Below are 26,220 nucleotides of genomic sequence, written 5' to 3' on the forward strand. Positions count from 1 at the left end.
AAGATATGGCAGATAAAGTAAAAGAAGGAAAGGTAAGATGCTCCTTTTGCCATAAGACTGAAGATCAGGTACGCAAGCTGATCGCAGGTCCGGATGGAGCATATATTTGTGATGAATGTATCGGGATCTGCTCCGAGATCATGGAAGAAGAATTCAGTATGTATGATCATGAGGCAGATTATGAAACAGGGATCAACCTTCTGAAACCGGAAGAGATCCACAGTATCCTGGATGAGTATGTGATCGGACAGGATGATGCCAAGAAGGCACTTTCCGTAGCTGTTTACAATCATTACAAGAGGATTCTTGCTTCAAGAAACCTGGACGTGGAGCTGCAGAAGAGTAATATCCTGATGCTTGGTCCGACCGGTTCCGGTAAGACACTTCTTGCACAGACACTGGCAAGACTGCTGAATGTTCCTTTTGCCATCGCAGATGCCACTACTCTCACAGAGGCAGGTTATGTTGGCGAGGATGTTGAGAACATTCTTCTGAAGATCATTCAGGCAGCCGATTACGATATTGAGCGTGCCCAGTACGGAATCATCTATATCGATGAGATCGATAAGATCACAAGAAAATCCGAGAATACCTCCATCACCAGAGATGTGTCCGGTGAGGGCGTACAGCAGGCACTTCTGAAAATTCTGGAAGGAACCGTTGCAAGCGTACCTCCTCAGGGAGGAAGAAAGCATCCTCATCAGGAATTTATCCAGATCGATACTACAAACATCCTGTTCATTTGCGGTGGTGCTTTTGACGGACTGGAGAAGATCATCGAGGCAAGACAGGATACCAAATCCATTGGTTTCGGAGCAGAGGTTTCCGAGAAGGAAGAGCGCAATGTGGGCGAAGTTCTGAAGGAGGTTATGCCGGAGGACTTTATTAAATTCGGTCTGATCCCGGAGTTTATCGGACGAGTTCCGGTCGTGGTAACCTTGGATTCTCTGGATGAGGAAGCACTGATCCGTATTCTGAAGGAGCCTAAGAATTCCCTCACAAAACAGTACGACAAGCTTTTTGAGCTGGATGGCGTGCAGCTTGAGTTCCAGGATGAAGCACTTGAGACAGTTGCCCGGAAATCTCTTGAGAGAAAAACAGGTGCCAGAGGACTTCGTGCCATCATGGAGCATACCCTGATGGATCTGATGTACAAGACACCATCGGACGACACCATCCGTAAGTGTATCGTCACAAAAGAGGCAGTGGAGGGAACCGGAGAGCCGGAGATCATCCACGGGGAGGCCAAGGCTCCTGCAAAAAAAGCAGGACACAAAACATCCCGTTCGAGAAAGAAAGGCAAGCCGGAAACAGCTTGATGAAGGGAATGACATAAATGACAAATCAGGTCAATATATTGCCAATGATCGCTCTCCGTGGGACTACAGTCCTTCCGGATATGATCGTACACTTTGATGTGAGCAGGGAGAAATCTATCCGTGCCGTGGAAGCAGCCATGCTCCATGACCAGAAGATCTTTCTGCTGACACAGAAGGATCCTGAGGTGGAAATACCGGAACTTACGGATCTGTATCAGGTAGGAACCGTCGCTTATATCAAGCAGGTGGTGAAGCTTCCACAGGATCTTTACCGGGTTCTGGTAGAGGGACTGGACAGGGCAGAGGTTCTGGGCCTGGAGCAGGAGGAACCATATCTGAAGGCGGAATGCGAGATCGTTACGGCACAGGAAGAGGATTACCCGGAACCGGTAAAGGACGCCATGCTTCGCAGCATCCGGGAGCTTTTTCAGAGATACTGCAGAGAAAGCGGAAAAGTAAGCAAGGATCTGGTAACCCAGATCATGAACATCGAAGATGTGCAGGAAACTATCGACCAGATCGCAGTAAATCTTCCGATGGCGTATCAGAACAAGCAGAAGCTTCTGGAAGCAGTGTCTTTGAATGACCGTTATGAGATCCTTGGAGCGCTTCTTGGCAGCGAGATCGAGGTGATCCATATCACTAAAGATCTTCAGCGCAAGGTGAAATCCCATATCGATAAGAATCAGAGAGAGTATATCCTCCGGGAACAGCTGAAAACCATCCGTGAGGAGCTGGGCGAGGAGAATACTGCTGATGATATCGATGAATTTAAAAAACAGCTGAAGGAGCTGGATGCATCTGATGAAGTAAAAGAGAAGATTTCCAAGGAGATCAGCCGTTTTAAAGGAATGGCAGCCAGTGCTGCAGAGGCAACGGTGCAGAGAGGCTATCTGGAAACTGTTCTTGCACTTCCGTGGAATAAGAAATCCGAGGATTCCGAGGATCTTGAGAACGCATGGAAGGTTTTGGAAGAGGGTCATTACGGACTGAAAGAGGTCAAAGAGCGTATCATGGAATTTCTTGCTGTACGTAAGCTGACCCACAAGGGAAAGAGTCCGATCCTCTGTCTGGTGGGACCTCCGGGAACCGGAAAAACTTCCATTGCACGTTCTGTGGCAGAGGCCATGAACAAGAAATACGTCCGCATCTGTCTTGGAGGTGTCCGTGATGAGGCAGAGATCCGTGGCCACAGAAAGACTTACGTCGGTGCCATGCCAGGAAGGATCACAGTCGCACTGAAGGAAGCCGGAGTCAGTAACCCGCTGATGCTTCTTGATGAGATCGACAAGACCAGCAGCGATTATAAAGGAGATACCTCCGCAGCACTTCTGGAGGTTCTGGATCCGGAGCAGAACAGTAAGTTCAATGATCACTATGTGGAGATTCCCCAGGATCTTTCCGAGGTACTGTTTATTGCCACTGCAAATGATGTTCAGGGAATCCCGAGACCTCTTCTTGACCGTATGGAGCTGATGGAAATCCCGGGATATACGGAAAATGAGAAGGAACATATCGCAAGGGAACATCTGATCCCGAAGCAGATGGAGATCAACGGTATTCCGGAAGGCAAGCTGGTGATCCAGCCGGCAGCTCTTGGCAAGCTGATCAACAACTATACCAAGGAAGCAGGAGTCCGTTCTCTGGAGAGAAGCATCGGACGTATCTGCAGAAAAACTGCACGTGCTATCATGGAAGAGGGTAAGGATAAGGTAGTTGTCACATCCAGAAATATTTCCAGATTCCTTGGCAAAGAACGATATAACTATCTGATGGCCAATGAGAAGGATGAGATCGGGATCGCCCGCGGTCTTGCATGGACACAGGTAGGCGGTGATACCCTGCAGATCGAAGTCAATATCATGCCTGGAAAAGGCGAGCTGCTTCTTACCGGACAGCTTGGAGATGTGATGAAGGAATCTGCACAGGCAGGTATCAGCTATATCCGTTCGGTTTCTGACCAATATGAGATCGATCCGGAATTTTTCCAGAAGCATGATATGCATGTACATATTCCGGAGGGGGCCGTTCCGAAGGATGGCCCGTCTGCCGGTATTACAATGGCAACTGCCATGCTGTCTGCAATTATCGAAAAACCGGTACGTGCGGATCTTGCCATGACCGGTGAAATCACCTTAAGAGGCCGTGTGCTTCCGATCGGCGGACTGAAAGAGAAGCTGCTTGCAGCTAAATATGCCAGGATCAAGGAAGTCCTTGTTCCGGAAAAAAATCGTCCGGATATCGAGGAGATGGACAGAGAGATCATCCAGGGACTGAATATCCGGTTTGTGGATAACATGAAAGAAGTTCTCGGTGAAGCTCTTGCATAAACAAAAAACAGAAAAACCCTGCCCTGACCTTCAGGACAGGGCTTTTAAAAGAAAAGGGAGGAATAACGAATGGTAATCAAAAACGTATCGCTGGATATCGTCTGCGGCATCACAAGCAAGATCCCGGACACAGGAAGGCCGGAGGTAGCTTTTGCGGGAAAATCAAATGTAGGGAAATCCTCCCTGATCAATGGTCTGATGAACCGCAAGGCCCTGGCAAGAACCAGCGCACAGCCGGGAAAAACACAGACGATCAATTTTTATAATATTAATGAAGCAATGTATCTCGTAGACCTGCCGGGCTACGGCTACGCCAAGGTTTCTGCAGCAGAGAAGGAAAAATGGGGAAAAATGATCGAGGGCTATCTTCATAATTCCAAAGAGCTCCGTGCGGTTTTTCTCCTGGTGGATATCCGCCACAAGCCTTCCGCCAATGACAAGCAGATGTATGACTGGATCTGTCACAACGGATATGAGCCGGTGATCATCGCGACCAAGCTTGACAAGCTGAAACGCAGCCAGGTGGCAAAAAGCCTGAAGGAGATCCGCATCGGACTGGGCCTTCCGAAAGAGGGAAAGATCCTTCCGTTTTCTGCGGAGACGAAGCAGGGAAGAGACGAGATATGGGCACTGATCGATGAGTTGACCGGCCTTGGTGAACCGGCAGCTACAGAGGATTAAGGAGAGCAGAAAAGATGGGAATTATCAAGGCGCTCAAGCTGGGATTTGACTATCAGAGATACGATGATGACGGCAATGTGGTAGACATGCAGCGTGCAGTCAATGATGTGAACCTGGACATTAAAGCAGGAGAATTTGTGGCAGTTCTGGGACATAACGGATCCGGAAAATCCACACTGGCGAAGCATATGAATGCGCTTCTGATCCCAACAGAGGGAACGATGCTGGTGGACGGGATCGATACCGCCAGAGAGACCAAACTCTGGAAGGTACGCCAGAAGGCAGGAATGGTATTTCAGAATCCGGATAACCAGATCATAGGAACCGTTGTGGAAGAGGATGTAGGCTTTGGTCCGGAAAATATGGGAGTTCCTACAGATGATATCTGGAAACGGGTGAATGACAGCCTGGAAAAAGTCGGTATGACAGCCTATCGTTATCAGTCCCCAAACAAGCTTTCCGGAGGGCAGAAGCAGAGAGTGGCTATTGCAGGCGTGATGGCCATGCGCCCGCGGTGCATCATTCTGGATGAGCCTACCGCCATGCTGGATCCTAACGGAAGAAAGGAAGTCCTGGAGGCAGTGCGGGAGCTGAACCGTAAGGAAAAGGTAACAGTCATTCTGATCACCCATTACATGGAGGAAGTGATCCATGCTGACCGTGTTTATGTCATGGACAGCGGAAATGTTGTGATGCAGGGAAATCCCAAAGAGATCTTTTCCCAGGTGGATACCCTTAAGGCGTATGGACTGGATGTACCACAGGTAACACTTCTTGCATATGAACTGAAGAAATCCGGCGTGGATGTTCCGGATGGAATACTGACTACAGAGGAGCTGGTGAGCGCATTATGTCAATCGAATTAAAAAATGTAACCTATACCTACAGCCCCGGGACAGCCTATGAGAGCCATGCGCTGAAGGATGTCAGCCTTGTGATCCCGGACGGCCAGTTTATCGGGATCATCGGACACACAGGAAGCGGAAAATCCACGCTGATCCAGCATCTGAATGCGCTGGTACAGCCAACATCCGGCCAGGTTCTGTATAACGGAGAAGATGTGTGGGCTGAGAAATATGACCGGAAACAGCTCCGCAGCGAGGTTGGTCTGGTGTTCCAGTACCCGGAGCATCAGCTGTTTGAAAATGATGTGATCTCGGATGTATGCTTCGGACCTATGAATCAGGGACTTTCCAGGGAAGAAGCAGAGAAAGAAGCGAAGCAGGCGCTGACTCAGGTTGGAGTAAAAGAGTCCAATTTCAAGAAATCACCCTTTGAGCTTTCCGGAGGCCAGAAAAAAAGGGTAGCTATTGCAGGGGTTCTTGCCATGAACCCGAAGATCCTGATCCTGGACGAGCCCACAGCAGGGCTTGACCCGAAGGGCAGGGATGATATCCTGGATCAGATCGCAGAGCTTCATAAGGTGCGAGGGATAACCATTGTTCTGGTTTCCCACAGCATGGAGGATATTGCGAAATATGTGGAGCGTCTCATTGTTATGAACCACGGAGAAGCTGTATTTGATGATGAACCGAAGAAGGTTTTTTCACATTATAAGGAACTGGAAACCATGGGACTTGCCGCACCGCAGATCACTTATATCATGCATGCGCTGAAGGAACATGGGCTGCATGTGGATGCAGATGCCACAACGGTGGAGGAAGCCAGAGACAGTATCCTTGCCGCACTTGCGCAGGCGAACTCTCCATTACTGAACAAAGGAGGGGCGGAAAAATGATCAGAGATATTACCATTGGCCAGTATTATCCGGCCAAATCCGTTCTTCACAGACTGGATCCACGGACCAAATTTCTGGGAACTCTGGGATTTCTGATCTCTGTGTTCCTGTTCCATACATTTCTCGGATATGCGGTGGCAACAGCATTTCTGGTAGCCATGATCGCAATATCCAAGGTTCCGGTGAAATTCATGTTCAAGGGTCTGAAAGCCATCGTTATGATCCTTCTGATCACGGTTGTGTTCAATATCATCCTGACACCTGGCGAAGTGCTGTGGCGTTTCGGGATCATCAAGGTCACAAGGGAAGGCCTTGTTCTTGCAGGAAGAATGGCAATCCGTCTTGTTTACCTTGTGATCGGATCTTCCATCATGACATTGACTACCACGCCGAATCAGCTGACAGATGGTCTGGAGAGACTGCTCCGTCCGCTGAACAAGATCCGGGTGCCGGTACATGAGATCGCCATGATGATGTCCATTGCCCTTCGCTTTATTCCGATCCTTCTGGAGGAGACAGATAAGATCATGAAGGCACAGATCGCCAGAGGTGCGGATTTTGAAAGCGGAAATCTGATCCAGAAGGCGAAAAATATGGTACCCCTTCTTGTGCCGCTGTTTATTTCAGCGTTCCGCCGCGCCAATGATCTGGCAATGGCCATGGAAGCAAGGTGTTACCATGGTGGAGAGCACAGAACCCAGATGAAGCCGCTGCATTATGAAAAAAGAGATTATGCGGCCTATGGGATCCTTGTGGTATATCTTGCTGTGGGGGTTGCATTCCGCGTGGCAGGACTGTAACCAAATCCTGCCGGTACTCAGACATGGAACGGTCCGAAGCGCTGCATTTTGCACAGCGGAACTGTAACCGGATCAGGCAGGCATTTTGCAGGACGGTATGTCTGTTTTGGGATAGAAAGTACTGCAGGGATGTCTGTATCAGGAGGGAATATATTTTATGAAACGAGTAGGACTTGTTGTAGCTTATGATGGAACTAAGTACTCAGGCTGGCAGACACAGCCAAATGGAATCACCATTCAGGGCGTTTTAAACGATACCTTAAGTGAGCTGCTTGGGGAAAAGATCGAGACCATCGGTGCCAGCCGTACAGATGCAGGAGTGCACGCTCTTGGAAATGTGGCGGTGTTTGATACCGAATCCAGGATCCCCGGGGAAAAATTTTCCTATGCACTGAACCAGAGACTTCCGGAGGATATCCGTGTCCAGCTTTCTGAGGAGGTGGAGCCGGATTTTCATCCCCGTTACTGTGACAGTGAAAAAACATATGAATATCGTATCCTGAACCGGAAGTTTCCGGTGCCAACGGAGCGTTTGTACTCTTATTTTTACCATTATAAACTGGATGTGGATAAGATGAAGGAAGCAACATCTTATCTGATCGGACGCCATGATTTTGCCAGCTTCTGCGGATCCGGCGCACAGGTGAAGACCACCATCCGTACCGTGACCTCCATGGACGTGTGGAGAGATGGTGACATGGTGACCATCCGCATTTCAGGAACAGGTTTCCTTTACAATATGGTGCGTATCATTTCCGGAACCCTGATCGAGATCGGAAACGGTCAGTATCCGCCGGAACGCATGGATAAGATCCTGAAAGCCTGTGACCGCGGGGCAGCAGGCCCCACAGCTCCGGCTCAGGGGTTGACGCTGATGGGAATCGAGTTTTTCTGAAAACAGGAATTTTGTTGAAAATTACAAGAAAAAACAGTTGACAGGCAAGGTGCCTTATAATATAATAACTCAATGTGACGTAGTGCGAAGATGCTTGAGCCAATAGCCCCGGCGACGGCATTTTATCAGCGGTTTCGGACATTTCCGCGATTTATTTTGCACCCGCGTTTCCATTTACTTTTTTTCGCGGAAGTACCGCGGTTTGAGAAACATTATCGTTGATAAATAACAGGAGGTAGGACCATGCAGACTTATATGGCTAATCCGGATAAAATCGAAAGAAAATGGTATGTAGTTGACGCAGAGGGTTGCACTCTGGGACGTCTGGCATCCGGTGTTGCAAGTGTTTTAAGAGGAAAGAACAAACCTCAGTTTACACCGCACGTTGACACAGGAGATTATGTAATCGTTGTAAACGCTGATAAGATCAAAGTTACAGGCAAGAAGCTTGAGCAGAAGATTTATTATAACCACTCCGACTATGTTGGTGGAATGAAAGAAACCACATTAAAAGAAATGTTAGCAAAGAAACCTGAGAAGGTTATCGAGCTCGCAGTTAAGGGAATGCTTCCGAAAGGACCTCTTGGAAGAGCTATGAACAAGAAACTTTTCGTATATGCAGGACCAGAGCACAAACATGAGGCTCAGAAGCCTGAAGTTTTAACATTTTAATAGGAGGTAGAAAACATTGGCTAGCGCAAAATTCTACGGAACAGGAAGAAGAAAGAAATCAATCGCAAGAGTTTACCTGGTACCTGGAACAGGTAAAATCACTATCAATAAAAGAGACATCGATGAGTACTTCGGACTTGAGACTCTGAAAGTTATCGTTCGTCAGCCACTGGCTTTAACAGAGACAGAGGGTAAATTCGACGTGATCGTTAACGTTCACGGCGGTGGATACACAGGACAGGCTGGAGCAATCCGTCATGGCCTTTCCAGAGCACTCCTTGAGGCAGACAAAGACTACAGACCAGCTCTTAAAGCTGCTGGATTCCTTACACGTGATCCACGTATGAAAGAGCGTAAGAAGTACGGTCTCAAAGCAGCTCGTCGCGCTCCGCAGTTCAGCAAGCGATAATTCCAATCGAATACGGAAATTTATTAAAACCTCGGAAAGCCTTGATTTTCCGGGGTTTTTTATATCTGAAATTTCTAAAATTTTCTAAAAAGGGGTCGATTTTGAAGTGTAGAACACACGTAGCGCACAAAACACCTTAAAAAATATATTGAGTATATTGCAAAGAAAAATTGTGTATGATATAATGCCAGTAGGCAAAAGAAATAATAAGTCCATGAGGACAAAAAGAATGAAGCCCCCAGTACCGCGAATACTGAGGGCTTCTTCTTATTTTTTATAGTGGACAAGAAACCACTAGGTCAGTGCTGTCCTTACTTGTCGCCGTCTAACCATTTGATGATGTAGTGGCAGGCTACACCAGCCATGCAGGAGACAAAGAAAGAAATAATAAATTCCATGAGGTTCACCTCCTCCCGTTGTCGGGTTTCGGTTGGACAACAATAGTATTATAGCATAGAACAATACGGACGGGAAGCAAATATATTTGCCCTTTATGGCAGTGTATTTGCAGGAACGGTGTAGCGCCGAAAAAATTGAAAGCAATGTATGAGACACTTTAATAGATATTTGATCAGACAAGGACTCTGATCGGACGAATGGGAGGTATGCTTCATGCCGTTACAGATTATCAGAAACGATATTACAAAAATGCGCGTTGACGCAATCGTCAATGCTGCCAACACTTCTCTTTTGGGCGGCGGTGGTGTGGACGGCTGCATTCATCGTGCCGCCGGACCGGAACTGCTTGCAGAATGCAGTACGCTGCATGGCTGCGAGACTGGCAGCGCAAAAATCACAAAGGGATATCGCCTGCCCTGCAAATATGTGATTCATGCAGTCGGCCCGCGCTGGCGAGATGGCAAGCATCAGGAACAACAGCTTCTGGAATCCTGTTATCGGACATCTTTGAACCTGGCAAAAGAAAATGGCTGTCAGGCGGTGGCTTTTCCGCTGATTTCCTCCGGCATCTACGGCTATCCAAAAGACCAGGCTCTGAAGGTTGCAGTCGATACCATCAGTGCATTCTTACTGGAAAATGAGATGATGGTCTACATCGTTATCTTTGATAAGAAGGCATATCAGATTAGCGGAAAACTGTTTGCTGATATCGCGGCGTACATAGATGACTGGTATGTGGATGAACATACCGACAGTCGAGTAGAACAGAGACGGCGGCTTGAAGCGTTGTCAGAGGAATCCTGCTTTGAAGCTGCATCTGCCCCGCTGCCGTCCGAAGCAATCTGTAAATCTTGCAGCAGTCAATCTCTGGAGGAGGCACTGGGGCAGATTGATGAGAGCTTTTCGGAAATGCTGCTGCGGAAGATTGACGAAAGCGGCATGACGGATGTTCAGTGCTACAAGAAGGCAAACATTGACCGGAAGCTCTTTTCCAAAATTCGTTCTGATAAATTCTATAAGCCATCCAAACCAACAGTGCTGGCATTTGCTCTCGCTTTGGAGTTGCCGCTTGCCCAGATGCAGGAGATGCTCGGCAAGGCAGGATTTACTCTTTCCCATTCGAGCAAATTCGATATCATTGTAGAATATTTTGTCGAACGGGGAAACTACAATGTGTATGAAATCAACGAGGCATTGTTTGCTTTTGACCAGAGCCTGATCGGGGCATAAGGACAAAGAAATGTCGTTTTCTATGCGACCACTTCACAAAAGAAAATCGCTATATTATGGCTGTAAGGTACGAAACCGAGCAGCCATAATCTTTTGGGAGGACAAGCATATGAGAAAAAATTTAACAGAGATCGTTTTTATCTTAGACCGCAGCGGTTCCATGAGCGGATTGGAACGGGATACCATCGGCGGATTCAATTCCATGATTGAGCAGCAGAAAAAAGCAGAGGGCGAAGCACTGATCTCAACGGTGCTGTTTGACAATGTGAGCGAAGTCCTGCACGACCGTGTAAATGTAAAGGATATCCGACCGATGACTGACCGTGACTACATGGTTCGCGGATGCACAGCACTCTTAGATGCCATCGGCGGTGCGATTCATCACATTGGAAATGTTCATAAGTACGCACGACCGGAAGATGTCCCAGAGCACACCATGTTCGTAATCACTACGGACGGAATGGAAAATGCCAGCCGCCGGTACAACAGCGAAAAAGTGAAGCAGATGATCGAGCGGCAGAAAGCGAAATACGGTTGGGAGTTTTTGTTCCTTGGTGCCAATATTGACGCAGTAGAGACTGCAAGCCAGTTCGGAATCGGTGCAGATCGTGCAGTCAACTATCAGTGCGATAGTGAAGGAACCGCGTTGAATTATGAGGTGGTCAGCGAAGCAATCAGCTCTGTCCGGTGCAGTGCCCCGCTGCAGTGCCCCGCTGAGTGCAGACTGGAAAAAGCGTATAGACGAGGACTACAAAAAGCGTGGAGGCCGCAAGCACAAGTAAATACTTTTTGAAGCCGGGGTGATGATTCACTCCGGCGTTTTCTTTGGCAGGAATGCCGTTAAAGCATCCGAAACGGTACAAGACGTCCGGTGGACGTCTGCTTTGCGCGGACCGGAGTGGAACGGAGACGCAGTAGCCCGATGCCGCAGGCAGTGTTCTATGGGGATTGGAGAGTTTCCCCAACAAGCAGAAAATCGCTTTCATGTCACGAAAGCCCTGCTTGCGAATTAGTGGGGGCACGAAAGCTAAAGCTTAACGAGGATAGAATATCTTGATTTTCCGCGAGGTTTGGAGTACAATTATTGTGATTACATGTAGAATTTGCTCGGATTAGATCGGAGAATTGTATGGGCTATTTATCAATCAGACAGACAGCGGAAAAATGGAACCTTTCGGCAAGGTGGATCAGTGATCTTTGTAAAGCCGGACGAATTCCCGGAGCAACGAAAATCGGTTCATACTGGGCGATTCCAGCGGATGCGGAAAAGCCAGCTGACGCAAGAATCAAGAGTGGTCGCTACGTGAAGACAAAAGAAAACTAAGAAAAGATAAAATTGTCGGTGCGGAAACCGCAATATCAGTGCATTATAATGTTGGAAAAGAGGTAAGAACTGCGATAGAAAAGATTGGAGGAACTATGCTAGAAGATTTGCCAACACCGGAAAAAAGTATCCAGCAGATAGAAAAAGAACAAATGCAGAGATAAAAAAATAAGGCTAAGAAAGGCAAGTTGATGTTGGACGAATAATTTAAAAGTGATTAACGCAAAAGGGCATTAACCATAAAAAACAGTCAGTGCCTTTTATTTTGCTCATTATGAAAAATGGACTATATGAGCCAGTAAGAAAAAAATGAATAATGACCGATCAGGTCAAAAGATTGAGCCGATGTGTTTGGACTGGTGTGCGCCCCGTCAAGTAGACAATTAAAAAAAATATAGGTTTTTTGCTACCCAGATCATGCTGGGTAGCATTTTTATGCTGCCATAAGCATGTCATGGTATTCCATTGGAGTTAGAATACCGAGACCTCGTTGAGGTCTGTCGTTTCTGTAATAATCTATATATTCAACAATCGCGGAGACTAATTCTTCTCTACTATGAAATTTCTTCTTATAATACATTTCTCGTTTTAAAATTCCCCAGAACCCTTCCATTGGACCATTGTCTGTACAATGAGCAACACGTGACATACTTTGAGTCATTCCAGCTTGTTCCAGTTTATGATGAAATGCCCTGGATGTATATTGGTAACCCCTGTCACTATGAAAAATCGGCTTAGCATCTGGATTCAAGGTTACTGCCTGATCAAAAGTATCGAATACGAGTTGATTATTGTTCGAATCACCTAAAACATATGCTACAGGTCGTCGGTCACACAAATCTAAAATAACACTAAGATATAGTTTATGAATATCGTCGAAGGATGTGCCGTATTTGAACTCTGTAACATCGGTTACCCATTTTTCGTTTGGATTATCTGCATGAAAATCTCTGTTTAAAACATTCTCTGCGATGAAGCCTGGATTTCTGGAAGGTCTGGTACAACCATCATAACGATGTTTCAAAGTGGATTTTATCTGCTTTTTGCGACAGATTCGTAAGATACGTTTGTCGTTTACGTCGATTTTATCATCATGATATAATTTGTCGTTTAATCGGCGATATCCCATGTCCGGATGCTGCTTATGCAATTCTTCCAATCTTTCTGCCAACTTCTGATTCAATTTGTCATTATCACTTTCTTTATGGTTTAACCATTTATAATAGGCTGCTCTGGAAACATGCCCAATCTTACATAATGAGCAGATAGAAAATTTCGTTTCTTCATGAAGCTCTTTGATTGCCAGATAAGTATGTTCGTTTCTTATTCGGTTTAGCCCCGCCTCCTTTCGATCTCCTCTAATTTTTTTAAGAATGCAACCTCCATTTCAGCACGTTCTTTTTCAGCACGTAAGATTTTAACTTCAGCACGGAGTTTTTCTAACTCACTCATTGAATCTAGAGATTTTCTTTTTCCACGATTATCCTTTAGAGCTTCTACACCTTTTGATTCATATTTAATAGTATAGTTACGTGCCTGCTGATAGGATACCTGATATTCTTCGGCTGTTTCGGCATAATTATGATCATGTGCAATACAATACTGTACGATTTCGATCCTTTCATCAAATGTGGTTTTTCTGCCTGTGGTCATGATATTGTTTCCCCCTGTTCCAGAAGATTTTAATACTTCACAACCATTATACTTTTTTATCCACTTTTTGAGTTGAGTTCCAGAACGAATCTGATACTTTTTTAATATTTCTGGGAATGTAAACTCATGAGACAAGTAATCTCTAACAGCTGCCTCTTTAGTTTCTTTTGAATAACGAGTAGTTTTAGAAGCGGTTTTCAAACCGCTCCATCCAAAGGTTTCATAAAGTCGTTTCCAATCTTTTAAAGAACCTTGATTAATATCATAACGTTTACATATTTCTCTGAACCCATATGTTCCATCAATGTATTCAGAAACTATTTTGACTTTTTCTTCATAAGTAAATTTATGTTTGAATGCCATAAAGAAAGCTCCCTTCTAAATAAACAAGATTTTATTATTTCTCTTGTCTACTTAGAAGGGAGCATATCACGCTGTTCATGCATCAGCCTTTTAAAATTAGCCAACTACTTTTCCAAAGGTTTTTAATGTGGATCCGGAAGTGACTTGGATAGGGGCATATTTTTTATTTAGAGAAATAAGCTGAATACCGGAATCGGATTGATGATATTTCTTTACATAAGCATCACCATCAAGGAAGAAGACACCAATTTCTCCTTCTTCAAGTGTTTCTTGTTTATGAATCCAGATGATCTGTCCATCCAGATAGAGAGGCTCCATGCTGTCACCACATACCCGGACACCGAAGTCAGCACTGGAAGATACTTCATCACCAACTTCAATTTCGGAAAAACGGTCGGAATCAAGGAATTGTCCTGTTCCAGCTGAAACCGGGAGATCATAGAGACTGAGAGTTCTTCGTGGAAATTGATAAATGATTGGTTCTTCTCGAATGTATTCCCCACTTTTCATTAATAGGTTCATGTAGTCAAGAACTTTGGCTTGTCCTTCGTCATTTAATTTGGAGAAAAGTTTCTCATCCGTTCCAATCTGGAATGTTCTATTTATATCGGAAATCTCAAGAATCTCACAGAGGGCAAAAAATTGTAAAACATTTGGCAGGTTTACATTTTTTTCCCATTTACTGATAGAATGAGCTTTTACATCTAAGCCTCTTTCACACAGAAGAGCTGCCAGTTGTGGTTGAGACAGTTTTCGGTATTTTCTTTTATTAGCAATAATGGATCCAAAATCTTTCTTTATCATCATACACCTCCATATGCGGGTATTTATTCCCTATATATACTATAACCCATAACAGATAAAAAATCAACAATAATAGCGTTAAAATCCAGAAAATCAACATATTTGCTACTTTATAAAGATTTAAAAACGATATATAATGCCTGTATAGAAAAAGAACACACGTTCTAAAAGGGAGGTGAAAATGTGGAAAAAGTAGTATTGCACAGTGATGCCAACTGTTTTTATGCTAGTGTGGAAATGCTATATCATCCAGAATATGTTGGTAAGCCATTAGCTGTAGGAGGAGATCCTGAAGCGAGGCATGGAATTGTATTGACAGCGAATTATATTGCGAAGAGAAGCGGCGTTAAGACTGGCATGGCATTGTGGCAGGCAAAGCAGGTTTGCCCGGATTTGATATTTGTGCCTCCGAGGATGGATTTATATTTGAAGTTTTCCTCAATGTTGCGAGAAATATATTCGGAATATACGAATCAAGTTGAACCGTATGGATGTGATGAAGCTTGGCTTGATGTAACTAATAGTTCTTTACTGAAAGGTGACGGAAGAAAAATTGCAGAAGAAATTAACAGAAGGGTAAAGAAAGAACTGGGTATTACGGTAAGCATTGGAATTTCCTGGAATAAAATTTTTGCAAAACTTGGAAGCGATTATAAGAAGCCTGATGGAATTACAGAATTTAATCGGACGAATTACCGTGAACTAATCTGGAAACTTCCGGTATCAGATCTTCTATATGTAGGCAGATCAACGAATAGAACTTTACAGAAATATGGTATTCGCACAATTGGAGAATTGGCAAGAACAGATCCAAGTTTTCTGGAACGGTAGCTTGGAAAGATGGGACTTGTGATATTTTCATTTGCAAACGGATGGGATGATTCGCCGGTTGCAGCAGAATCATATCATGCTCCGATCAAATCTATTGGTAACAGTACGACAACACCGAGAGATCTGGAATGTGATCAGGATGTACAGATTATTCTGATGGCATTGGCAGAAAGTGTTGCAGCCAGATTACGGAAACATGGTTTTAAATGTAATGTAGTTTCAATTTCTATCCGGGACAATGAGCTGTATCATTTTTCACGACAGAAAAAAATTCAAGAACCCACTGACATTACAGATGAGATTATGAGAGCAGCTTATCAGCTATTCAAGGAAAATTATCATTGGTCACGTCCGATCAGAAGCCTTGGCATTCGTGCTGATGATCTGGTGATGGGAACAGTACCGGTGCAGTTAGATTTGTTTATGAATGAACAACGTCGAGAAAAACAGGAGAAGTTAGACAGAGCAGTAGATGAAATCAGACGACGGTTTGGTTATCACAGTGTCCAGAGAGCATTTATGTATCAGGATAAAGTCTTATCAAGTTTGGATGCACAGAAATCCCACACGGTACATCCAGTAGGATATTTTAATGGGAGGTAAGTTCTTTGGAAAATTATAAAGTATATGTTGAAGTAACCGTAAAATTTAGTACTGATGGTGTTATGATGCCCGTAGAATTTATCTGGGAAGATGGAACGAAGTACATCATTGATAAAGTAAAATCAAAAGAACGATGTGCGAGTCGTAAGGCAGGTGGTACTGGAATCATGTATACGGTATTGGTAGATGGTAAGGAATGCCATTTATATTATGAATTTGATAAGTGGTTTATGGAGCGCAAGAGTGCGTAAAGATTTAAGAAAGAAAACAGGATCTGCAGAAGAGCTGACCTTTCCCTTTTGCTCTTTTCAGGTTGACATATAAGGGCATTACATCTATGTGCATGAAACAATATACCCACTATATTGTCCATGCAGATGTGGCTCTGCTCAAGAATAATTCTTATTGAGCTTCCGTCAAAATCACAGGGATGGGAGTATAGAACGTCAGAGAAAGACGATTCAATACGAAAAGGAGATTTTGATAATGACAGAGAGAGATTATGCGATCAGATCGTTTAAAGAAGTAACCTTAAATGCAGCACGCCATACAGAAGAAAGAATGAACCTGTACTATGGAAAAATCAAGGAACTGATGAACAATTATCAGGACTTGATTTTGGAAAATCAGATGGTTTTGGATGAATTAGAGCAGGAGTGTCAGGAAAAGATCAATGAGAACATGGCTTATGCTCTTCAGTATATGGATTCTTACGATTACCGCATGAATTTAGGAAAACTGAAAAAAGAAGTAAACAATATCATTCTAATCTATGGATTTTGCGATATGGTCAACCGGGCAATGACATTGGTAAAATATTTTACCCCGAATTTTGGAACCGAATATTATGATGTGCTTTATGGCTGCTTCTGCAGACATAGAAAAATGACAGATATGGAAATTATGCTTGAACTGGGGATGAGCCGGGCAAGTTTTTACAGGAAGAAAAAAGCAGCTCTCCGGTATCTGGGATATTATTTTTTTGAAATCGTAGTGCCACAGTCTGCAAACAAACGATATAAGCCGTCTTTTCCAGAAACGGAAGAGTAGATTTGAAAGAGCCTGATGGACTCTCCCCTTTCCATCAGGCTTATATATAATGGAATACTCCCCTATTCCTCTTATTATTCCGTAGATTCTTCAGCTGCAGTTTCTTTCTTTTTTCTGGATTTGCCAGAAATCATTTTATGACCTGAGTAAATGGCCATAGTCATGCAGATCAGTGAACTGAACGCAAAATATTTATGAGCTGATTTCATATCCTTGTAGCCAGTGTAGCAAGTTCCGATCATGGAAACCAGCGCACCGATGGACCAGTATTTATGTGATTTCATTTGAACCTCCTGAGCTTTTTTATATCATACATCTTTTTAAGAAATATGCAAACTGGAATTTTCAAATTAGTCTTTGCAAATAACCTTTGAACCTTCACCGTCAATTACAATTCCCTGACGGTTGTTAATTGGGCATAGATTCAAATCTGAAAACTCAGTCATTATTTTCTTGGTAACTTTCTTAAATGGTGATGTAAGATAATGCGGAAGAACATAGAAATCAATCAAATCAAGCCCTGCATCATCTTCTTGTGAGTAGTCCTCCGGCTTTTTATCCATTTGCTGGATATATTGGATGCTTGGAGCGCATATAATTGCGCCTGCCGACTCGCCGATCATCAATTTTCCATTTGCCAATTCCTTTTTCAGCAGCCCATCAGTTCCCGTTTTACGGAGCCGGTCCATAAGAAAAAAAGAATTTCCGCCGGTAAAATATATCACATCTGCATCTTCAAAAACAGACTGTATCGTTGAATAAGCCTCCGTTGAAATATCAATTTCAGTTACGATTGCTCCCAACTTTTTGAATAATTTTCGAGCCGAGCCGACATAACCGGTGTAGCCTTCACGCAGCGAAGCTGTTGGAATAAATGCGACTTTCTTATTTTCAATTTCTTCCTTTATCAGACTTCCTACACTTGAAAAATGCGAACATAAAAATAGTTTCATCAATATTCTCCTTTATAAATTCCGATTTATCTTTGCCTTATGTTATCATAATTCGGTTTAAATTGCTATAAATAGTCTTATCCCAATAATAGAAAACCCCAGAAATCATTAAGATTCCGAGGCCTTATGTTTGAACATATTTACCTTTTAATTTATGTAAGACAGATGTGGAAGTACAGCAGGAGCTAGGAATAGGCAGGACTTCTTTTTATAAAATGAAGAAGCAGGCACTTGGATATTTAGGATTTTATTTTTATGAGATCGTGGTACCGCAGGCAAAGGATAAAAGATTTAAACCGTCACTGGGCGTTGAGGAAGAGTAGGTGAGTAATATGAGATACGAAGATTCGATGAAAGGTGTAGCTGATCAGATAATCAAAGAACAGCAGCGAGTCAGTAAAATTATAAACAATCCAGAAGAGTTCCATTGGCATGACGAATATGCAACGTTGAATTTCTTTCGGTTTATCTGCAAAAATATCGGTAACTTGAGAAATGGAGAAATTGAAAAAATGGCCACACGTTTAAAGAACATAGATCAGAAAGCAGTGGAAAACCATGTGAATGGTGCTGTTTGGGCATTTGATTATGATAAGATGTTCTGTGTATTGATGGAAAATGAAATTTGCCGAAAGGTGTGTGAAAAGAATAAATATAACAGTTGGATGAATCTGATTGGACAGTATTGTGTTTCAAGGACTTAAAGACGAAAAAAGTTGTTGGAGAGAAATAATTTCCAGCAACTCTGTCTTTAATGAATAGAGTTCATTTTTTTATTCAACTATTCCCATGATATATACAATATGTAAATTTGCAATTCAAATATCAGTTTATGCTAAGTGCGATAATAATAATAATTACTATTATTGACAAGAGAAATAATTATCATGTATAATACAGATATACAAGAAACAAAGTGTTAGAAAAATTGCTAGGAACTTGGTAACAAAAATAAATCGACATTGAAAAGGGAAAATGACTATGATAAAATATGAATGTGAACCATGTGGATATATTTATGATCCGGCAGTAGGAGATCCAGACGCTGGTATCGATCCAGAAACTGCATTTGAGGATATTCCAGATGACTGGACATGCCCAATCTGTGGATTAGGAAAAGATGTTTTCGTTCCTGTAGAAGACTAAGCAGAAAATGCAGGTACGAAACTGTCAGACATTAAAAGATCCTAAGAGAACATATAAAAGAAATGGAGGTCAAATTATGACTTACGATTTAAACATTACCTTTGATGACAATTTAGTAACAGGAAATGAAACAATTGATACCCAGCATAAAGAATTGATCGACCGTATCCAGAACTTTGTAACTGCCTGTCAAAATGGCGACAGCAAAGTAAAAGCAATCAAAATGCTGGATTATCTGGATGAATATACTGACTTTCATTTCAAAGAAGAGGAAAAGCTTCAGGAAAAATCCGGTTATCCAGAGCGTGAAAAACATTATGAAAAACATGAAGAGTTTAAAAAGACAATTCAGGAACTGTATGAATACCTTCAGGAGTATGAAGGACCAACAGATCAGTTCAGTGAACTTGTACAGAAAAATGTAATCGACTGGCTGTTTGGACACATTAAAACATACGACCGCTCTGTGGCAAAATTTATCTTTATGAAACAAAATCCAGATCGATGCTAAAATAAACCAGGGAATGAGTTCACTCAGAATGTAGACAACATGATGAAGTAAACTAGGGGCTGTCACAATGCAGTCCCTTTCCTGTTATAGCGATATTCTAGGTAATATATTGCGCTGGCATGACATATTATTTTACTACTACTATATGGGAAGAGCAAGCAGCTCTTCTTTTTTTGTCCTTTTTATCCAATTTTAAGTTGTAAAGTCTCTTTTCATTCGACAAAATTCTCCACAGACAGAGGATATGCGACGAGCATTGATATGAACATCTATTTATGGAAAGAGGATATTGAAGACGGGGAATCGGTAATGACAGCCGAATATAGACCTGTAGAATACGGAAAGGACTATGATGTTGTCAATAATCCTGATAAATTTCAACTATATATAGATGGAAATGAGATTAAATAGTAATCTCCTGAAAGCAAGCTTTTTGTCAATTATTTCAAAGAAAAATTAAAGGATAACAATACATAGTTTTGACAATGATATTTTGAAAAATTTTATAGGAATGCTCTATTATCAAATTGACATAGGAATATGGTAGCGTATAATTAGAATTGAATACACTGAAAAAATGGAGGAATTACATGAAAGCACATAAATATTGGTCAGTAGGAGCATTGATCACAATGCTTGGGACTTTTTACACTGGATATAAAAAGCAAAAATCAAGTCACAAATACTTTGCTTTAAGTTCTATGTTATGTATGGTAATGGCGATATATACAGGTCATAAAATGATTACCGGGAATAGGAAGAAAAAGGCGAATAAAGAGAAAGATACAGAAAGGGAGGGATAAATAATGTTGGAAGTAGGGGTTAAGGCACCGGATTTTGAGTTGCCAGATCAAAATGGGAAAATACATAGATTATCGGATTATACAGGAAAAAAAGTGATTTTATATTTCTATCCCAAGGATAATACAGCGGGATGCACGAAACAGGCATGTGGGTTTTCTGAGCGATACCCTCAGTTTACCGAAAAAGGAGCAGTTATTCTTGGAGTCAGTAAGGATTCTGTATCCTCTCATAAGAGATTTGAGGAAAAATATGGATTGACATTTACACTTTTAGCAGATCCAGAGCGGAAAGTTATTGAAGCATATGATGTATGGAAAGAAAAGAAAAATTATGGCAAAGTCTCTATGGGAGTAGTAAGAACCACATATCTTATTGATGAACAGGGGATTATTATAAAGGCAAATGATAAAGTCAAGGCTGCAGATGATCCTGAAAATATGCTCAAGGAATTAGATTAATGAAGATAATATTATCCCCTGCTAAAAAGATGATTACAGATACTGACAGCATAGCGCCGGATGGATTGCCTGAATTTATTGAAAAGACGACAGAGATACAAAGTTGGTTGAAAAGTAAGTCAAAAGAAGAACTGAAGACTATCTGGAAATGTAATGACAAAATTACAGAACAGAACTTCAATAGATTGGAAAACATGGATCTTTATCATTTACTTACCCCAGCTGTCTTATCATATGAAGGAATTGCTTTTCAATATATGGCTCCATCCGTGTTTGAGGACAGTCAGTTCGAGTATGTACAAAATCATTTGAGAATAATATCTGCATTTTATGGTGTGCTAAAACCAAGGGATGGTGTGACACCTTATCGTTTGGAAATGCAGGCGAAGGTTGGAATAGGAGAAACAAAAAATCTGTATGAGTACTGGGGAGAGTTATTATACCGCTCAGTGATTGATAACAGCAGGATTATAATCAATCTGGCATCGAAAGAATACTCTAAGTGCATAGAAAAATATCTGACACGACAGGATAGATACATTACGATTACATTTTGTGAGTTATCAGGAGATAAACTGGTGACAAAAGGTACATATGCTAAGATGGCCCGTGGTGAAATGGTTAGGTTCATGGCTGAAAACAGAATTGAAAATCCTGAGGATATTAAGAAATTTGATAGACTAGGCTATTCATTCCGCTCTGATTTATCATCAGATGCAGAATATGTTTTTGAACGGAAAAAATGATGATTGAATGATTATTTTAAATGAAATGTAATCAGTAATATTGATTATTATAATAATAGTAATTATTACTATTATTTATTGACAATAAACAGATTGAGAAGCACCACGAAGAGAGATATCGTGCACTTCTTAAGAATATTGAAACTGCACAGGTGTTTGAAAAGAGTGAAGTTAAGGTATGGGAATGCCGTAACTGTGGACATGTTGTGGTAGGAACAAGGGCACCTGAGATATGTCCAGTATGTAACCATCCACAGAGTTATTTCGAAGTACGTGAAGAGAACTATTAAAGAGAAGGAGATTATTACAAAGAAGAAAGTGATTATTAAAAAAAGCAGTAATGATAGGCTGTGGCTTTGTTGGTTCCGCATCAGTTGGTAAAGAAGCATTAAAGTTTAAGAAATCGGCGGATGCTTTGAAAAAAGTTATAGAAACAATTGGATTTTAAATTTTAAACATAGGAAGATAAAAAAGATGGAAGTAAAATATTATGTATGCAATCATTGTGGAAACATTATTGAAATGGTAAAGGATCAAGGCGTACCAGTAATGTGCTGCGGAGAGGCTATGCATGAGTTAAAAGCTGGAGTGACAGATGCTGCTGTTGAGAAGCATGTACCTGTATATACAGTGGACAAACAGCATGTACATGTTGTGGTCGGTGAAACAAAACATCCAATGCTTGATAATCATTTCATTGAATGGATTACACTAAATACAAATCAGGGTATTTATAGAAAACAGCTAATTCCAGGACAGGAACCTATTGCGGATTTCTGCCTCTGTGATGGAGAGTATGTAGAAGAAGTATACGCATACTGCAATCTTCATGGACTCTGGAAATGCTAAAAACACTTGACTTTCGTGCTAAGATTACAAAATAATTCAGATACAACAGTAATATATGCTTTGTATTAATATATTTATAAGGAGGAACAAACTAATGAAATATGTATGTGACGTTTGCGGATGGGAATATGATGAAGAGGAAGGTTATCCTGAAGGTGGTATTGCACCAGGAACAAAGTGGGAGGACGTTCCAGAAGATTTTGAATGCCCATTATGTAATGTTGGAAAAGATCAGTTTTCAGAAGTTGAATAAAATTCTGATTATTTAAATACGGATAGATAAACAAAAACCCTGGTGCGTGTGAGCAACAGGGTTTTTTATTGCGATAGTTTGTGATTGTGATGATATCACAGAAAATGATTTACCTTTTGCTTATAATGTAACTACAAACAAAGTAAGGAGGTAGTCTAAATGAGATTAAAAGATAAAGTTGCAATCATTACGGGTGGAAGCCGTGGTATAGGATTTGCTACAGCTGATAAATTCTTGAAGGAAGGTGCTTCAGTTGTGTTGGCAGCAAGTTCACAGGAATCGGCAGATGTTGCTGTAGATAAATTAAAAGAAAAATATCCCAATGCAATAGTTGCTGGAATTAGTCCAAATCTAGCAAGCATGGAGTCTGTCAGAAAGGCTTTTAAAGAGGCAACTGAAAAATATGGATGTGTCGACATACTGGTAAATAATGCAGGGATTTCAGAAAACACCTCATTTATGGATTATACAGAGGAGACTTTTGATAAAGTCATGGATCTAAATGTAAAAGGAGTATTTAATACTACTCGTGTAGCAGCAGAATGTATGGTGGCAAGAGGCAAGGGGGTCATTCTCTCAACTTCTTCCATGGTGAGTATTTCGGGACAGCCAAGTGGGTTTGCTTATCCGGCATCGAAGTTTGCAGTAAACGGATTGACTGTATCATTAGCAAGAGAACTAGGACCTAAAGGTATTCGTGTTAATGCTGTTGCACCTGGGATTACAGAAACTGATATGATGAAGGCCGTGCCAAAGGAAGTTATCGAACCTATGATTGAAAGAATTCCATTGCGTCGTCTTGGACAGCCAGAAGATATTGCCAATGCGTTTGTGTTTCTTGCTTCAGATGAGGCGAGTTACATTACAGGTGTTATATTAAGTGTAGATGGTATGGCAAGAAGTTAAGTTAATGAGGTATGGTGATGTAATCACGGAAAATAAATGAAATTAAGACCATAATAAATCTACAAAAAGAAAAAGATAAGGAGGACTGTAAAATGTCTGCTATTAATATCAATAAAAATAATTTTCAGAACGAAGTACTGAGTTCCGATAAACCCGTTCTTTTAGATTTTTGGGCATCTTGGTGTGCGCCTTGCCGTATGGTAGTACCTATTGTAGAGGAGATTGCAAGTGAGCGTAGAGATATTAAAGTTGGAAAGATTAATGTAGATGAAGAGCCTGAACTGGCAAATAAGTTCAGTATTATGAGCATTCCAACTTTAGTGGTTATGAAGAATGGGAAGATTGTACAGCAGGTTTCAGGGGCGAGACCTAAGAATGCGATTTTAGAAATGCTTTAGGGGGTGTTCTAATGGGATTTTTTGATCTCTTTAAACAGTCGAATATTAATCAAGGCATAGAAGAATATAAAAGGACTGGTGATGCAGTTCTGCTGGATGTACGTACACCGCAGGAATATCAGGAAGGACATATACCAGAAAGTAAAAATGTGCCGTTGCAGCAACTTGACAATATTGCTTCTGTAGCGAAGAATAAGGATATCCCACTGTTTGTATACTGTTATTCCGGTTCACGAAGCCGCCAGGCAACTGGGATACTGCAACGAATGGGATATTCTAAAGTAAATAATATCGGTGGCATTGCAGCTTACTCAGGAAAGGTGGAAAAATAAGATGAAGGTAATAATTGTAGGAGGTGTAGCCGGAGGAGCTACAGCCGCAGCAAGAATACGCAGACTGAATGAACATGCTGAAATTACTGTGTTTGAAAGATCCGGATACATATCCTATGCAAATTGTGGACTTCCATATTATATTGGAGACGTGATCACAGACCCGGAAGAACTTACACTACAGACACCAGAGAGTTTTTTTAAACGCTTCCGTATTAACATGAAAATTCATCATGAAGTTATCTCCATACATCCGGAACGTAAAACGGTTTCAGTGAAAAATTTAGAGAATGGTGAGATATTTGAAGAAAAATATGATAAGCTGATCCTCTCTCCAGGTGCAAAGCCAACACAGCCGAGACTTCCCGGAGTAGGTATTGATAAACTTTTTACACTTCGTACTGTAGAAGACACTTTTCGGATAAAGGAATATATAAACATGAATCATCCAAAATCGGCTGTATTGGCAGGTGGCGGTTTTATTGGTCTGGAACTGGCAGAAAATTTGAGGGAGCTTGGCATGGATGTTACGATTGTCCAGAGGCCTAAGCAGCTGATGAACCCTTTTGACCCGGATATGGCATCCATGATCCATAATGAAATGAGAAAGCATGGGATAAAACTGGTACTGGGCTATACAGTAGAAGGATTTAAAGAAAAAGACAACGGAGTGGAGGTCCTGTTGAAAGATAATCCATCCCTTCAGGCTGATATGGTAGTTCTGGCAATCGGAGTCACACCAGACACAGTATTAGCAAAAGAAGCCGGTCTGGAACTTGGCATCAAGGAAAGTATTGTAGTGAATGACAGAATGGAAACCTCTGTACCGGATATTTATGCTGCAGGTGATGCAGTTCAGGTAAAACATTATGTTACGGGTAATGATGCGCTGATTTCTTTGGCAGGACCAGCCAATAAACAGGGCAGAATCATCGCTGATAATATTTGTGGCGGTGATAGTCGTTACCTGGGCAGTCAGGGAAGCTCCGTTATCAAAGTATTTGAAATGACAGCAGCTACTACAGGTATCAATGAAACCAATGCCAAAAAGTCAGGGTTAGATGTAGATACAGTAATTCTTTCTCCTATGAGTCATGCCGGTTACTATCCTGGTGGAAAAGTGATGACCATGAAGGTGGTTTTTGAAAAAGAGACTTATCGTTTGCTTGGTGCTCAGATTATTGGATATGAAGGTGTTGATAAACGTATTGATGTGCTGGCAACAGCAATTCATGCAGGGCTGAAGGCAACCCAGTTGAAAGATTTGGATCTCGCATATGCACCGCCATATTCCTCTGCAAAGGATCCTGTAAATATGGCCGGATTCATGATAGACAATATAGCAAAAGGAACCTTAAAACAATGGCATTTGGAAGATATGGATAAGATTTCTAAAGATAAAAATGCTGTGTTGCTGGATGTGAGAACTGTAGGTGAATTTAACAGGGGGCATATGGATGGATTCAAAAACATTCCTGTAGATGAACTAAGGGAACGTATCAATGAAATTGAGAAGGGAAAGCCTGTTTACCTGATATGTCAGAGTGGGCTACGCAGTTATATTGCAAGCCGTATTTTGGAAGGAAATGGATATGAAACATACAACTTTTCAGGTGGATTCCGCTTTTATGATGCAGTGGCTAATGACCATGCGCTGATTGAAAGATCATATGCATGTGGTATGGATTATTAGAAATAAATAAAATATTTTTATAGTTTGATTGTAGTATAAAAAGATCCCCCATTTATTAGAATGACTTTCA

At 41.9% G+C, this 26,220-nt stretch carries 31 protein-coding genes and 3 pseudogenes; 29 read left to right on the forward strand and 5 right to left on the reverse strand.

All coding sequences use genetic code 11. The features are described from left to right. The first annotated feature begins 5 nt into the window (after nt 1–5). The 12 genes and pseudogenes from clpX to CCC70_RS02785 all read left to right on the forward strand — a co-directional run bounded on the left by clpX (nt 6) and on the right by CCC70_RS02785 (nt 11,797). Nucleotides 6–1,319, forward strand: coding sequence for an ATP-dependent Clp protease ATP-binding subunit ClpX (gene clpX / locus CCC70_RS02730; protein ID WP_287084201.1), 1,314 nt, complete (start codon nt 6–8; stop codon nt 1,317–1,319). Between the two features lie 17 nt (nt 1,320–1,336). Beyond that, entirely contained in the window at nt 1,337–3,649 is a 2,313-nt protein-coding gene (gene lon / locus CCC70_RS02735; protein ID WP_092068692.1) for an endopeptidase La, read from the forward strand. 69 nt (nt 3,650–3,718) lie between these two features. After that, nucleotides 3,719–4,330 (forward strand): ribosome biogenesis GTP-binding protein YihA/YsxC, encoded by a 612-nt coding sequence (yihA, locus tag CCC70_RS02740; protein ID WP_015527362.1) that lies wholly within the window; start codon nt 3,719–3,721, stop codon nt 4,328–4,330. A 14-nt stretch (nt 4,331–4,344) separates the two neighbouring features. Further along, a complete protein-coding gene (locus CCC70_RS02745; RefSeq protein ID WP_015527361.1) occupies nt 4,345–5,196 on the forward strand; it encodes an energy-coupling factor transporter ATPase in 852 nt (283 codons plus the stop codon). After that, nucleotides 5,181–6,068: an energy-coupling factor transporter ATPase gene (locus tag CCC70_RS02750; protein ID WP_015527360.1), complete on the forward strand. Its 888-nt coding sequence runs from the start codon at nt 5,181–5,183 to the stop codon at nt 6,066–6,068. The genes CCC70_RS02745 and CCC70_RS02750 overlap by 16 nt, the downstream gene beginning before the upstream one ends. Continuing rightward, nucleotides 6,065–6,868 carry an energy-coupling factor transporter transmembrane component T family protein gene (locus tag CCC70_RS02755; protein ID WP_287084202.1) on the forward strand — a complete coding sequence of 268 codons (804 nt, stop codon included), beginning with the start codon at nt 6,065–6,067 and terminating at the stop codon, nt 6,866–6,868. The genes CCC70_RS02750 and CCC70_RS02755 overlap by 4 nt, the downstream gene beginning before the upstream one ends. 157 nt (nt 6,869–7,025) lie before the next feature. Continuing rightward, nucleotides 7,026–7,763 (forward strand): tRNA pseudouridine(38-40) synthase TruA, encoded by a 738-nt coding sequence (gene truA, locus CCC70_RS02760; RefSeq protein WP_287084203.1) that lies wholly within the window; start codon nt 7,026–7,028, stop codon nt 7,761–7,763. Nucleotides 7,764–8,006: 243 nt separating this feature from the next. Next, nucleotides 8,007–8,435: a 50S ribosomal protein L13 gene (rplM, locus tag CCC70_RS02765; RefSeq protein WP_021650595.1), complete on the forward strand. Its 429-nt coding sequence runs from the start codon at nt 8,007–8,009 to the stop codon at nt 8,433–8,435. Nucleotides 8,436–8,451: 16 nt separating this feature from the next. Next, nucleotides 8,452–8,844 carry a 30S ribosomal protein S9 gene (gene rpsI, locus CCC70_RS02770; RefSeq protein ID WP_059086106.1) on the forward strand — a complete coding sequence of 131 codons (393 nt, stop codon included), beginning with the start codon at nt 8,452–8,454 and terminating at the stop codon, nt 8,842–8,844. A gap of 612 nt (nt 8,845–9,456) precedes the next feature. Beyond that, nucleotides 9,457–10,473, forward strand: coding sequence for an O-acetyl-ADP-ribose deacetylase (locus CCC70_RS02775; RefSeq protein WP_110104171.1), 1,017 nt, complete (start codon nt 9,457–9,459; stop codon nt 10,471–10,473). A 109-nt stretch (nt 10,474–10,582) separates the two neighbouring features. Beyond that, nucleotides 10,583–11,255, forward strand: a pseudogene (locus CCC70_RS02780) (vWA domain-containing protein). Nucleotides 11,256–11,602: 347 nt separating this feature from the next. Continuing rightward, complete coding sequence (locus tag CCC70_RS02785; protein WP_287084204.1) at nt 11,603–11,797, forward strand: helix-turn-helix domain-containing protein; 195 nt, start codon at nt 11,603–11,605, stop codon at nt 11,795–11,797. A 433-nt stretch (nt 11,798–12,230) separates the two neighbouring features. Here the strand turns inward: CCC70_RS02785 and CCC70_RS02790 are convergent, their stop codons facing one another. The 3 genes from CCC70_RS02790 to CCC70_RS02800 form a co-directional block, all read right to left on the reverse strand. Then, nucleotides 12,231–13,172 carry an IS3 family transposase gene (locus CCC70_RS02790; protein WP_118369387.1) on the reverse strand — a complete coding sequence of 314 codons (942 nt, stop codon included), beginning with the start codon at nt 13,170–13,172 and terminating at the stop codon, nt 12,231–12,233. Beyond that, entirely contained in the window at nt 13,130–13,813 is a 684-nt protein-coding gene (locus tag CCC70_RS02795; RefSeq protein WP_118369385.1) for a helix-turn-helix domain-containing protein, read from the reverse strand. The genes CCC70_RS02790 and CCC70_RS02795 overlap by 43 nt, the downstream gene beginning before the upstream one ends. A 96-nt stretch (nt 13,814–13,909) precedes the next feature. Next, on the reverse strand, nt 13,910–14,617 hold the full coding sequence (locus CCC70_RS02800) for a S24 family peptidase (RefSeq protein ID WP_044924547.1): 708 nt from the start codon (nt 14,615–14,617) through the stop codon (nt 13,910–13,912). Between the two features lie 183 nt (nt 14,618–14,800). Here CCC70_RS02800 and dinB point away from each other — a divergent pair. The 3 genes and pseudogenes from dinB to CCC70_RS02815 all read left to right on the forward strand — a co-directional run bounded on the left by dinB (nt 14,801) and on the right by CCC70_RS02815 (nt 17,101). Continuing rightward, a pseudogene (dinB, locus tag CCC70_RS16480) lies at nt 14,801–16,051 on the forward strand (DNA polymerase IV). A gap of 5 nt (nt 16,052–16,056) precedes the next feature. Further along, nucleotides 16,057–16,302: a hypothetical protein gene (locus CCC70_RS02810; protein ID WP_044924549.1), complete on the forward strand. Its 246-nt coding sequence runs from the start codon at nt 16,057–16,059 to the stop codon at nt 16,300–16,302. 235 nt (nt 16,303–16,537) lie between these two features. Then, complete coding sequence (locus CCC70_RS02815) at nt 16,538–17,101, forward strand: hypothetical protein (protein WP_287084205.1); 564 nt, start codon at nt 16,538–16,540, stop codon at nt 17,099–17,101. Nucleotides 17,102–17,175: 74 nt separating this feature from the next. On the opposite strand, the gene CCC70_RS02820 is transcribed toward CCC70_RS02815, so the two are convergent. After that, nucleotides 17,176–17,385 carry a DUF6219 family protein gene (locus tag CCC70_RS02820; RefSeq protein ID WP_270391931.1) on the reverse strand — a complete coding sequence of 70 codons (210 nt, stop codon included), beginning with the start codon at nt 17,383–17,385 and terminating at the stop codon, nt 17,176–17,178. A 66-nt stretch (nt 17,386–17,451) separates the two neighbouring features. After that, nucleotides 17,452–18,054, reverse strand: coding sequence for a Type 1 glutamine amidotransferase-like domain-containing protein (locus CCC70_RS02825; protein ID WP_005421573.1), 603 nt, complete (start codon nt 18,052–18,054; stop codon nt 17,452–17,454). A 332-nt stretch (nt 18,055–18,386) separates the two neighbouring features. Here CCC70_RS02825 and CCC70_RS02830 point away from each other — a divergent pair, with 332 nt between their 5' ends. The 14 genes and pseudogenes from CCC70_RS02830 (at nt 18,387) to CCC70_RS02895 (ending at nt 26,150) form a co-directional block, all read left to right on the forward strand. Beyond that, nucleotides 18,387–18,758 (forward strand): hypothetical protein, encoded by a 372-nt coding sequence (locus tag CCC70_RS02830; RefSeq protein WP_055057025.1) that lies wholly within the window; start codon nt 18,387–18,389, stop codon nt 18,756–18,758. Nucleotides 18,759–19,035: 277 nt separating this feature from the next. Further along, nucleotides 19,036–19,200, forward strand: coding sequence for a rubredoxin (rd, locus tag CCC70_RS02835; protein WP_020993356.1), 165 nt, complete (start codon nt 19,036–19,038; stop codon nt 19,198–19,200). 76 nt (nt 19,201–19,276) lie between these two features. Next, the gene (locus CCC70_RS02840; RefSeq protein WP_106492463.1) at nt 19,277–19,711 is read left to right on the forward strand and encodes a bacteriohemerythrin; all 435 of its coding nucleotides are present in this window, start codon (nt 19,277–19,279) and stop codon (nt 19,709–19,711) included. A gap of 261 nt (nt 19,712–19,972) precedes the next feature. Continuing rightward, nucleotides 19,973–20,122: a hypothetical protein gene (locus CCC70_RS02845; protein ID WP_173684846.1), complete on the forward strand. Its 150-nt coding sequence runs from the start codon at nt 19,973–19,975 to the stop codon at nt 20,120–20,122. Nucleotides 20,123–20,301: 179 nt separating this feature from the next. Beyond that, the gene (locus tag CCC70_RS02850; RefSeq protein ID WP_005421604.1) at nt 20,302–20,514 is read left to right on the forward strand and encodes a DUF6219 family protein; all 213 of its coding nucleotides are present in this window, start codon (nt 20,302–20,304) and stop codon (nt 20,512–20,514) included. Between the two features lie 3 nt (nt 20,515–20,517). Then, nucleotides 20,518–20,973, forward strand: a complete 456-nt coding sequence (gene bcp / locus CCC70_RS02855) for a thioredoxin-dependent thiol peroxidase (RefSeq protein ID WP_005421605.1) — start codon at nt 20,518–20,520, stop codon at nt 20,971–20,973. Then, nucleotides 20,973–21,719 (forward strand): peroxide stress protein YaaA, encoded by a 747-nt coding sequence (gene yaaA, locus CCC70_RS02860; RefSeq protein ID WP_055066634.1) that lies wholly within the window; start codon nt 20,973–20,975, stop codon nt 21,717–21,719. The genes bcp and yaaA overlap by 1 nt, the downstream gene beginning before the upstream one ends. Before the next feature lie 89 nt (nt 21,720–21,808). Further along, nucleotides 21,809–22,009, forward strand: a pseudogene (locus CCC70_RS02865) (rubrerythrin family protein); the annotation flags it as partial. Nucleotides 22,010–22,193: 184 nt separating this feature from the next. Continuing rightward, nucleotides 22,194–22,568, forward strand: a complete 375-nt coding sequence (locus CCC70_RS02870) for a desulfoferrodoxin family protein (RefSeq protein ID WP_055066633.1) — start codon at nt 22,194–22,196, stop codon at nt 22,566–22,568. 94 nt (nt 22,569–22,662) lie between these two features. Next, complete coding sequence (locus CCC70_RS02875; protein WP_005339874.1) at nt 22,663–22,821, forward strand: rubredoxin; 159 nt, start codon at nt 22,663–22,665, stop codon at nt 22,819–22,821. Nucleotides 22,822–22,980: 159 nt separating this feature from the next. After that, entirely contained in the window at nt 22,981–23,727 is a 747-nt protein-coding gene (locus CCC70_RS02880) for an SDR family NAD(P)-dependent oxidoreductase (protein ID WP_005421611.1), read from the forward strand. A gap of 92 nt (nt 23,728–23,819) precedes the next feature. Continuing rightward, nucleotides 23,820–24,125, forward strand: a complete 306-nt coding sequence (gene trxA / locus CCC70_RS02885) for a thioredoxin (protein ID WP_118062274.1) — start codon at nt 23,820–23,822, stop codon at nt 24,123–24,125. An 11-nt stretch (nt 24,126–24,136) separates the two neighbouring features. Beyond that, the gene (locus tag CCC70_RS02890; protein WP_008708183.1) at nt 24,137–24,457 is read left to right on the forward strand and encodes a rhodanese-like domain-containing protein; all 321 of its coding nucleotides are present in this window, start codon (nt 24,137–24,139) and stop codon (nt 24,455–24,457) included. Between the two features lies 1 nt (nt 24,458). Continuing rightward, nucleotides 24,459–26,150 (forward strand): FAD-dependent oxidoreductase, encoded by a 1,692-nt coding sequence (locus CCC70_RS02895; protein WP_287084211.1) that lies wholly within the window; start codon nt 24,459–24,461, stop codon nt 26,148–26,150. Nucleotides 26,151–26,220 lie beyond the last annotated feature (70 nt).

This window comes from Blautia sp. LMAG:89, from assembly GCF_008679485.1.
GTDB classification, from domain to species: domain Bacteria; phylum Bacillota; class Clostridia; order Lachnospirales; family Lachnospiraceae; genus Blautia_A; species Blautia_A fusiformis.

Bases quoted from the DNA above. Each gene is read 5' to 3' on its own strand.
- yihA (WP_015527362.1), top strand. From the start codon at position 3,719: ATGGTAATCAAAAACGTATCGCTGGATATCGTCTGCGGCATCACAAGC.
- CCC70_RS02870 (WP_055066633.1), top strand. From the start codon at position 22,194: ATGGAAGTAAAATATTATGTATGCAATCATTGTGGAAACATTATTGAA.
- rd (WP_020993356.1), top strand. From the start codon at position 19,036: ATGATAAAATATGAATGTGAACCATGTGGATATATTTATGATCCGGCA.
- CCC70_RS02800 (WP_044924547.1), bottom strand. From the start codon at position 14,617: ATGATAAAGAAAGATTTTGGATCCATTATTGCTAATAAAAGAAAATAC.
- CCC70_RS02815 (WP_287084205.1), top strand. From the start codon at position 16,538: ATGACAGAGAGAGATTATGCGATCAGATCGTTTAAAGAAGTAACCTTA.
- truA (WP_287084203.1), top strand. From the start codon at position 7,026: ATGAAACGAGTAGGACTTGTTGTAGCTTATGATGGAACTAAGTACTCA.
- CCC70_RS02895 (WP_287084211.1), top strand. From the start codon at position 24,459: ATGAAGGTAATAATTGTAGGAGGTGTAGCCGGAGGAGCTACAGCCGCA.
- CCC70_RS02750 (WP_015527360.1), top strand. From the start codon at position 5,181: ATGTCAATCGAATTAAAAAATGTAACCTATACCTACAGCCCCGGGACA.
- CCC70_RS02755 (WP_287084202.1), top strand. From the start codon at position 6,065: ATGATCAGAGATATTACCATTGGCCAGTATTATCCGGCCAAATCCGTT.
- clpX (WP_287084201.1), top strand. From the start codon at position 6: ATGGCAGATAAAGTAAAAGAAGGAAAGGTAAGATGCTCCTTTTGCCAT.
- CCC70_RS02745 (WP_015527361.1), top strand. From the start codon at position 4,345: ATGGGAATTATCAAGGCGCTCAAGCTGGGATTTGACTATCAGAGATAC.
- bcp (WP_005421605.1), top strand. From the start codon at position 20,518: ATGTTGGAAGTAGGGGTTAAGGCACCGGATTTTGAGTTGCCAGATCAA.
- CCC70_RS02880 (WP_005421611.1), top strand. From the start codon at position 22,981: ATGAGATTAAAAGATAAAGTTGCAATCATTACGGGTGGAAGCCGTGGT.
- rplM (WP_021650595.1), top strand. From the start codon at position 8,007: ATGCAGACTTATATGGCTAATCCGGATAAAATCGAAAGAAAATGGTAT.
- CCC70_RS02785 (WP_287084204.1), top strand. From the start codon at position 11,603: ATGGGCTATTTATCAATCAGACAGACAGCGGAAAAATGGAACCTTTCG.
- CCC70_RS02795 (WP_118369385.1), bottom strand. From the start codon at position 13,813: ATGGCATTCAAACATAAATTTACTTATGAAGAAAAAGTCAAAATAGTT.
- CCC70_RS02890 (WP_008708183.1), top strand. From the start codon at position 24,137: ATGGGATTTTTTGATCTCTTTAAACAGTCGAATATTAATCAAGGCATA.
- CCC70_RS02825 (WP_005421573.1), bottom strand. From the start codon at position 18,054: ATGAAACTATTTTTATGTTCGCATTTTTCAAGTGTAGGAAGTCTGATA.
- CCC70_RS02775 (WP_110104171.1), top strand. From the start codon at position 9,457: ATGCCGTTACAGATTATCAGAAACGATATTACAAAAATGCGCGTTGAC.
- trxA (WP_118062274.1), top strand. From the start codon at position 23,820: ATGTCTGCTATTAATATCAATAAAAATAATTTTCAGAACGAAGTACTG.
- CCC70_RS02830 (WP_055057025.1), top strand. From the start codon at position 18,387: ATGAGATACGAAGATTCGATGAAAGGTGTAGCTGATCAGATAATCAAA.
- CCC70_RS02845 (WP_173684846.1), top strand. From the start codon at position 19,973: ATGAACATCTATTTATGGAAAGAGGATATTGAAGACGGGGAATCGGTA.
- CCC70_RS02840 (WP_106492463.1), top strand. From the start codon at position 19,277: ATGACTTACGATTTAAACATTACCTTTGATGACAATTTAGTAACAGGA.
- CCC70_RS02875 (WP_005339874.1), top strand. From the start codon at position 22,663: ATGAAATATGTATGTGACGTTTGCGGATGGGAATATGATGAAGAGGAA.
- yaaA (WP_055066634.1), top strand. From the start codon at position 20,973: ATGAAGATAATATTATCCCCTGCTAAAAAGATGATTACAGATACTGAC.
- lon (WP_092068692.1), top strand. From the start codon at position 1,337: ATGACAAATCAGGTCAATATATTGCCAATGATCGCTCTCCGTGGGACT.
- CCC70_RS02850 (WP_005421604.1), top strand. From the start codon at position 20,302: ATGAAAGCACATAAATATTGGTCAGTAGGAGCATTGATCACAATGCTT.
- CCC70_RS02820 (WP_270391931.1), bottom strand. From the start codon at position 17,385: ATGAAATCACATAAATACTGGTCCATCGGTGCGCTGGTTTCCATGATC.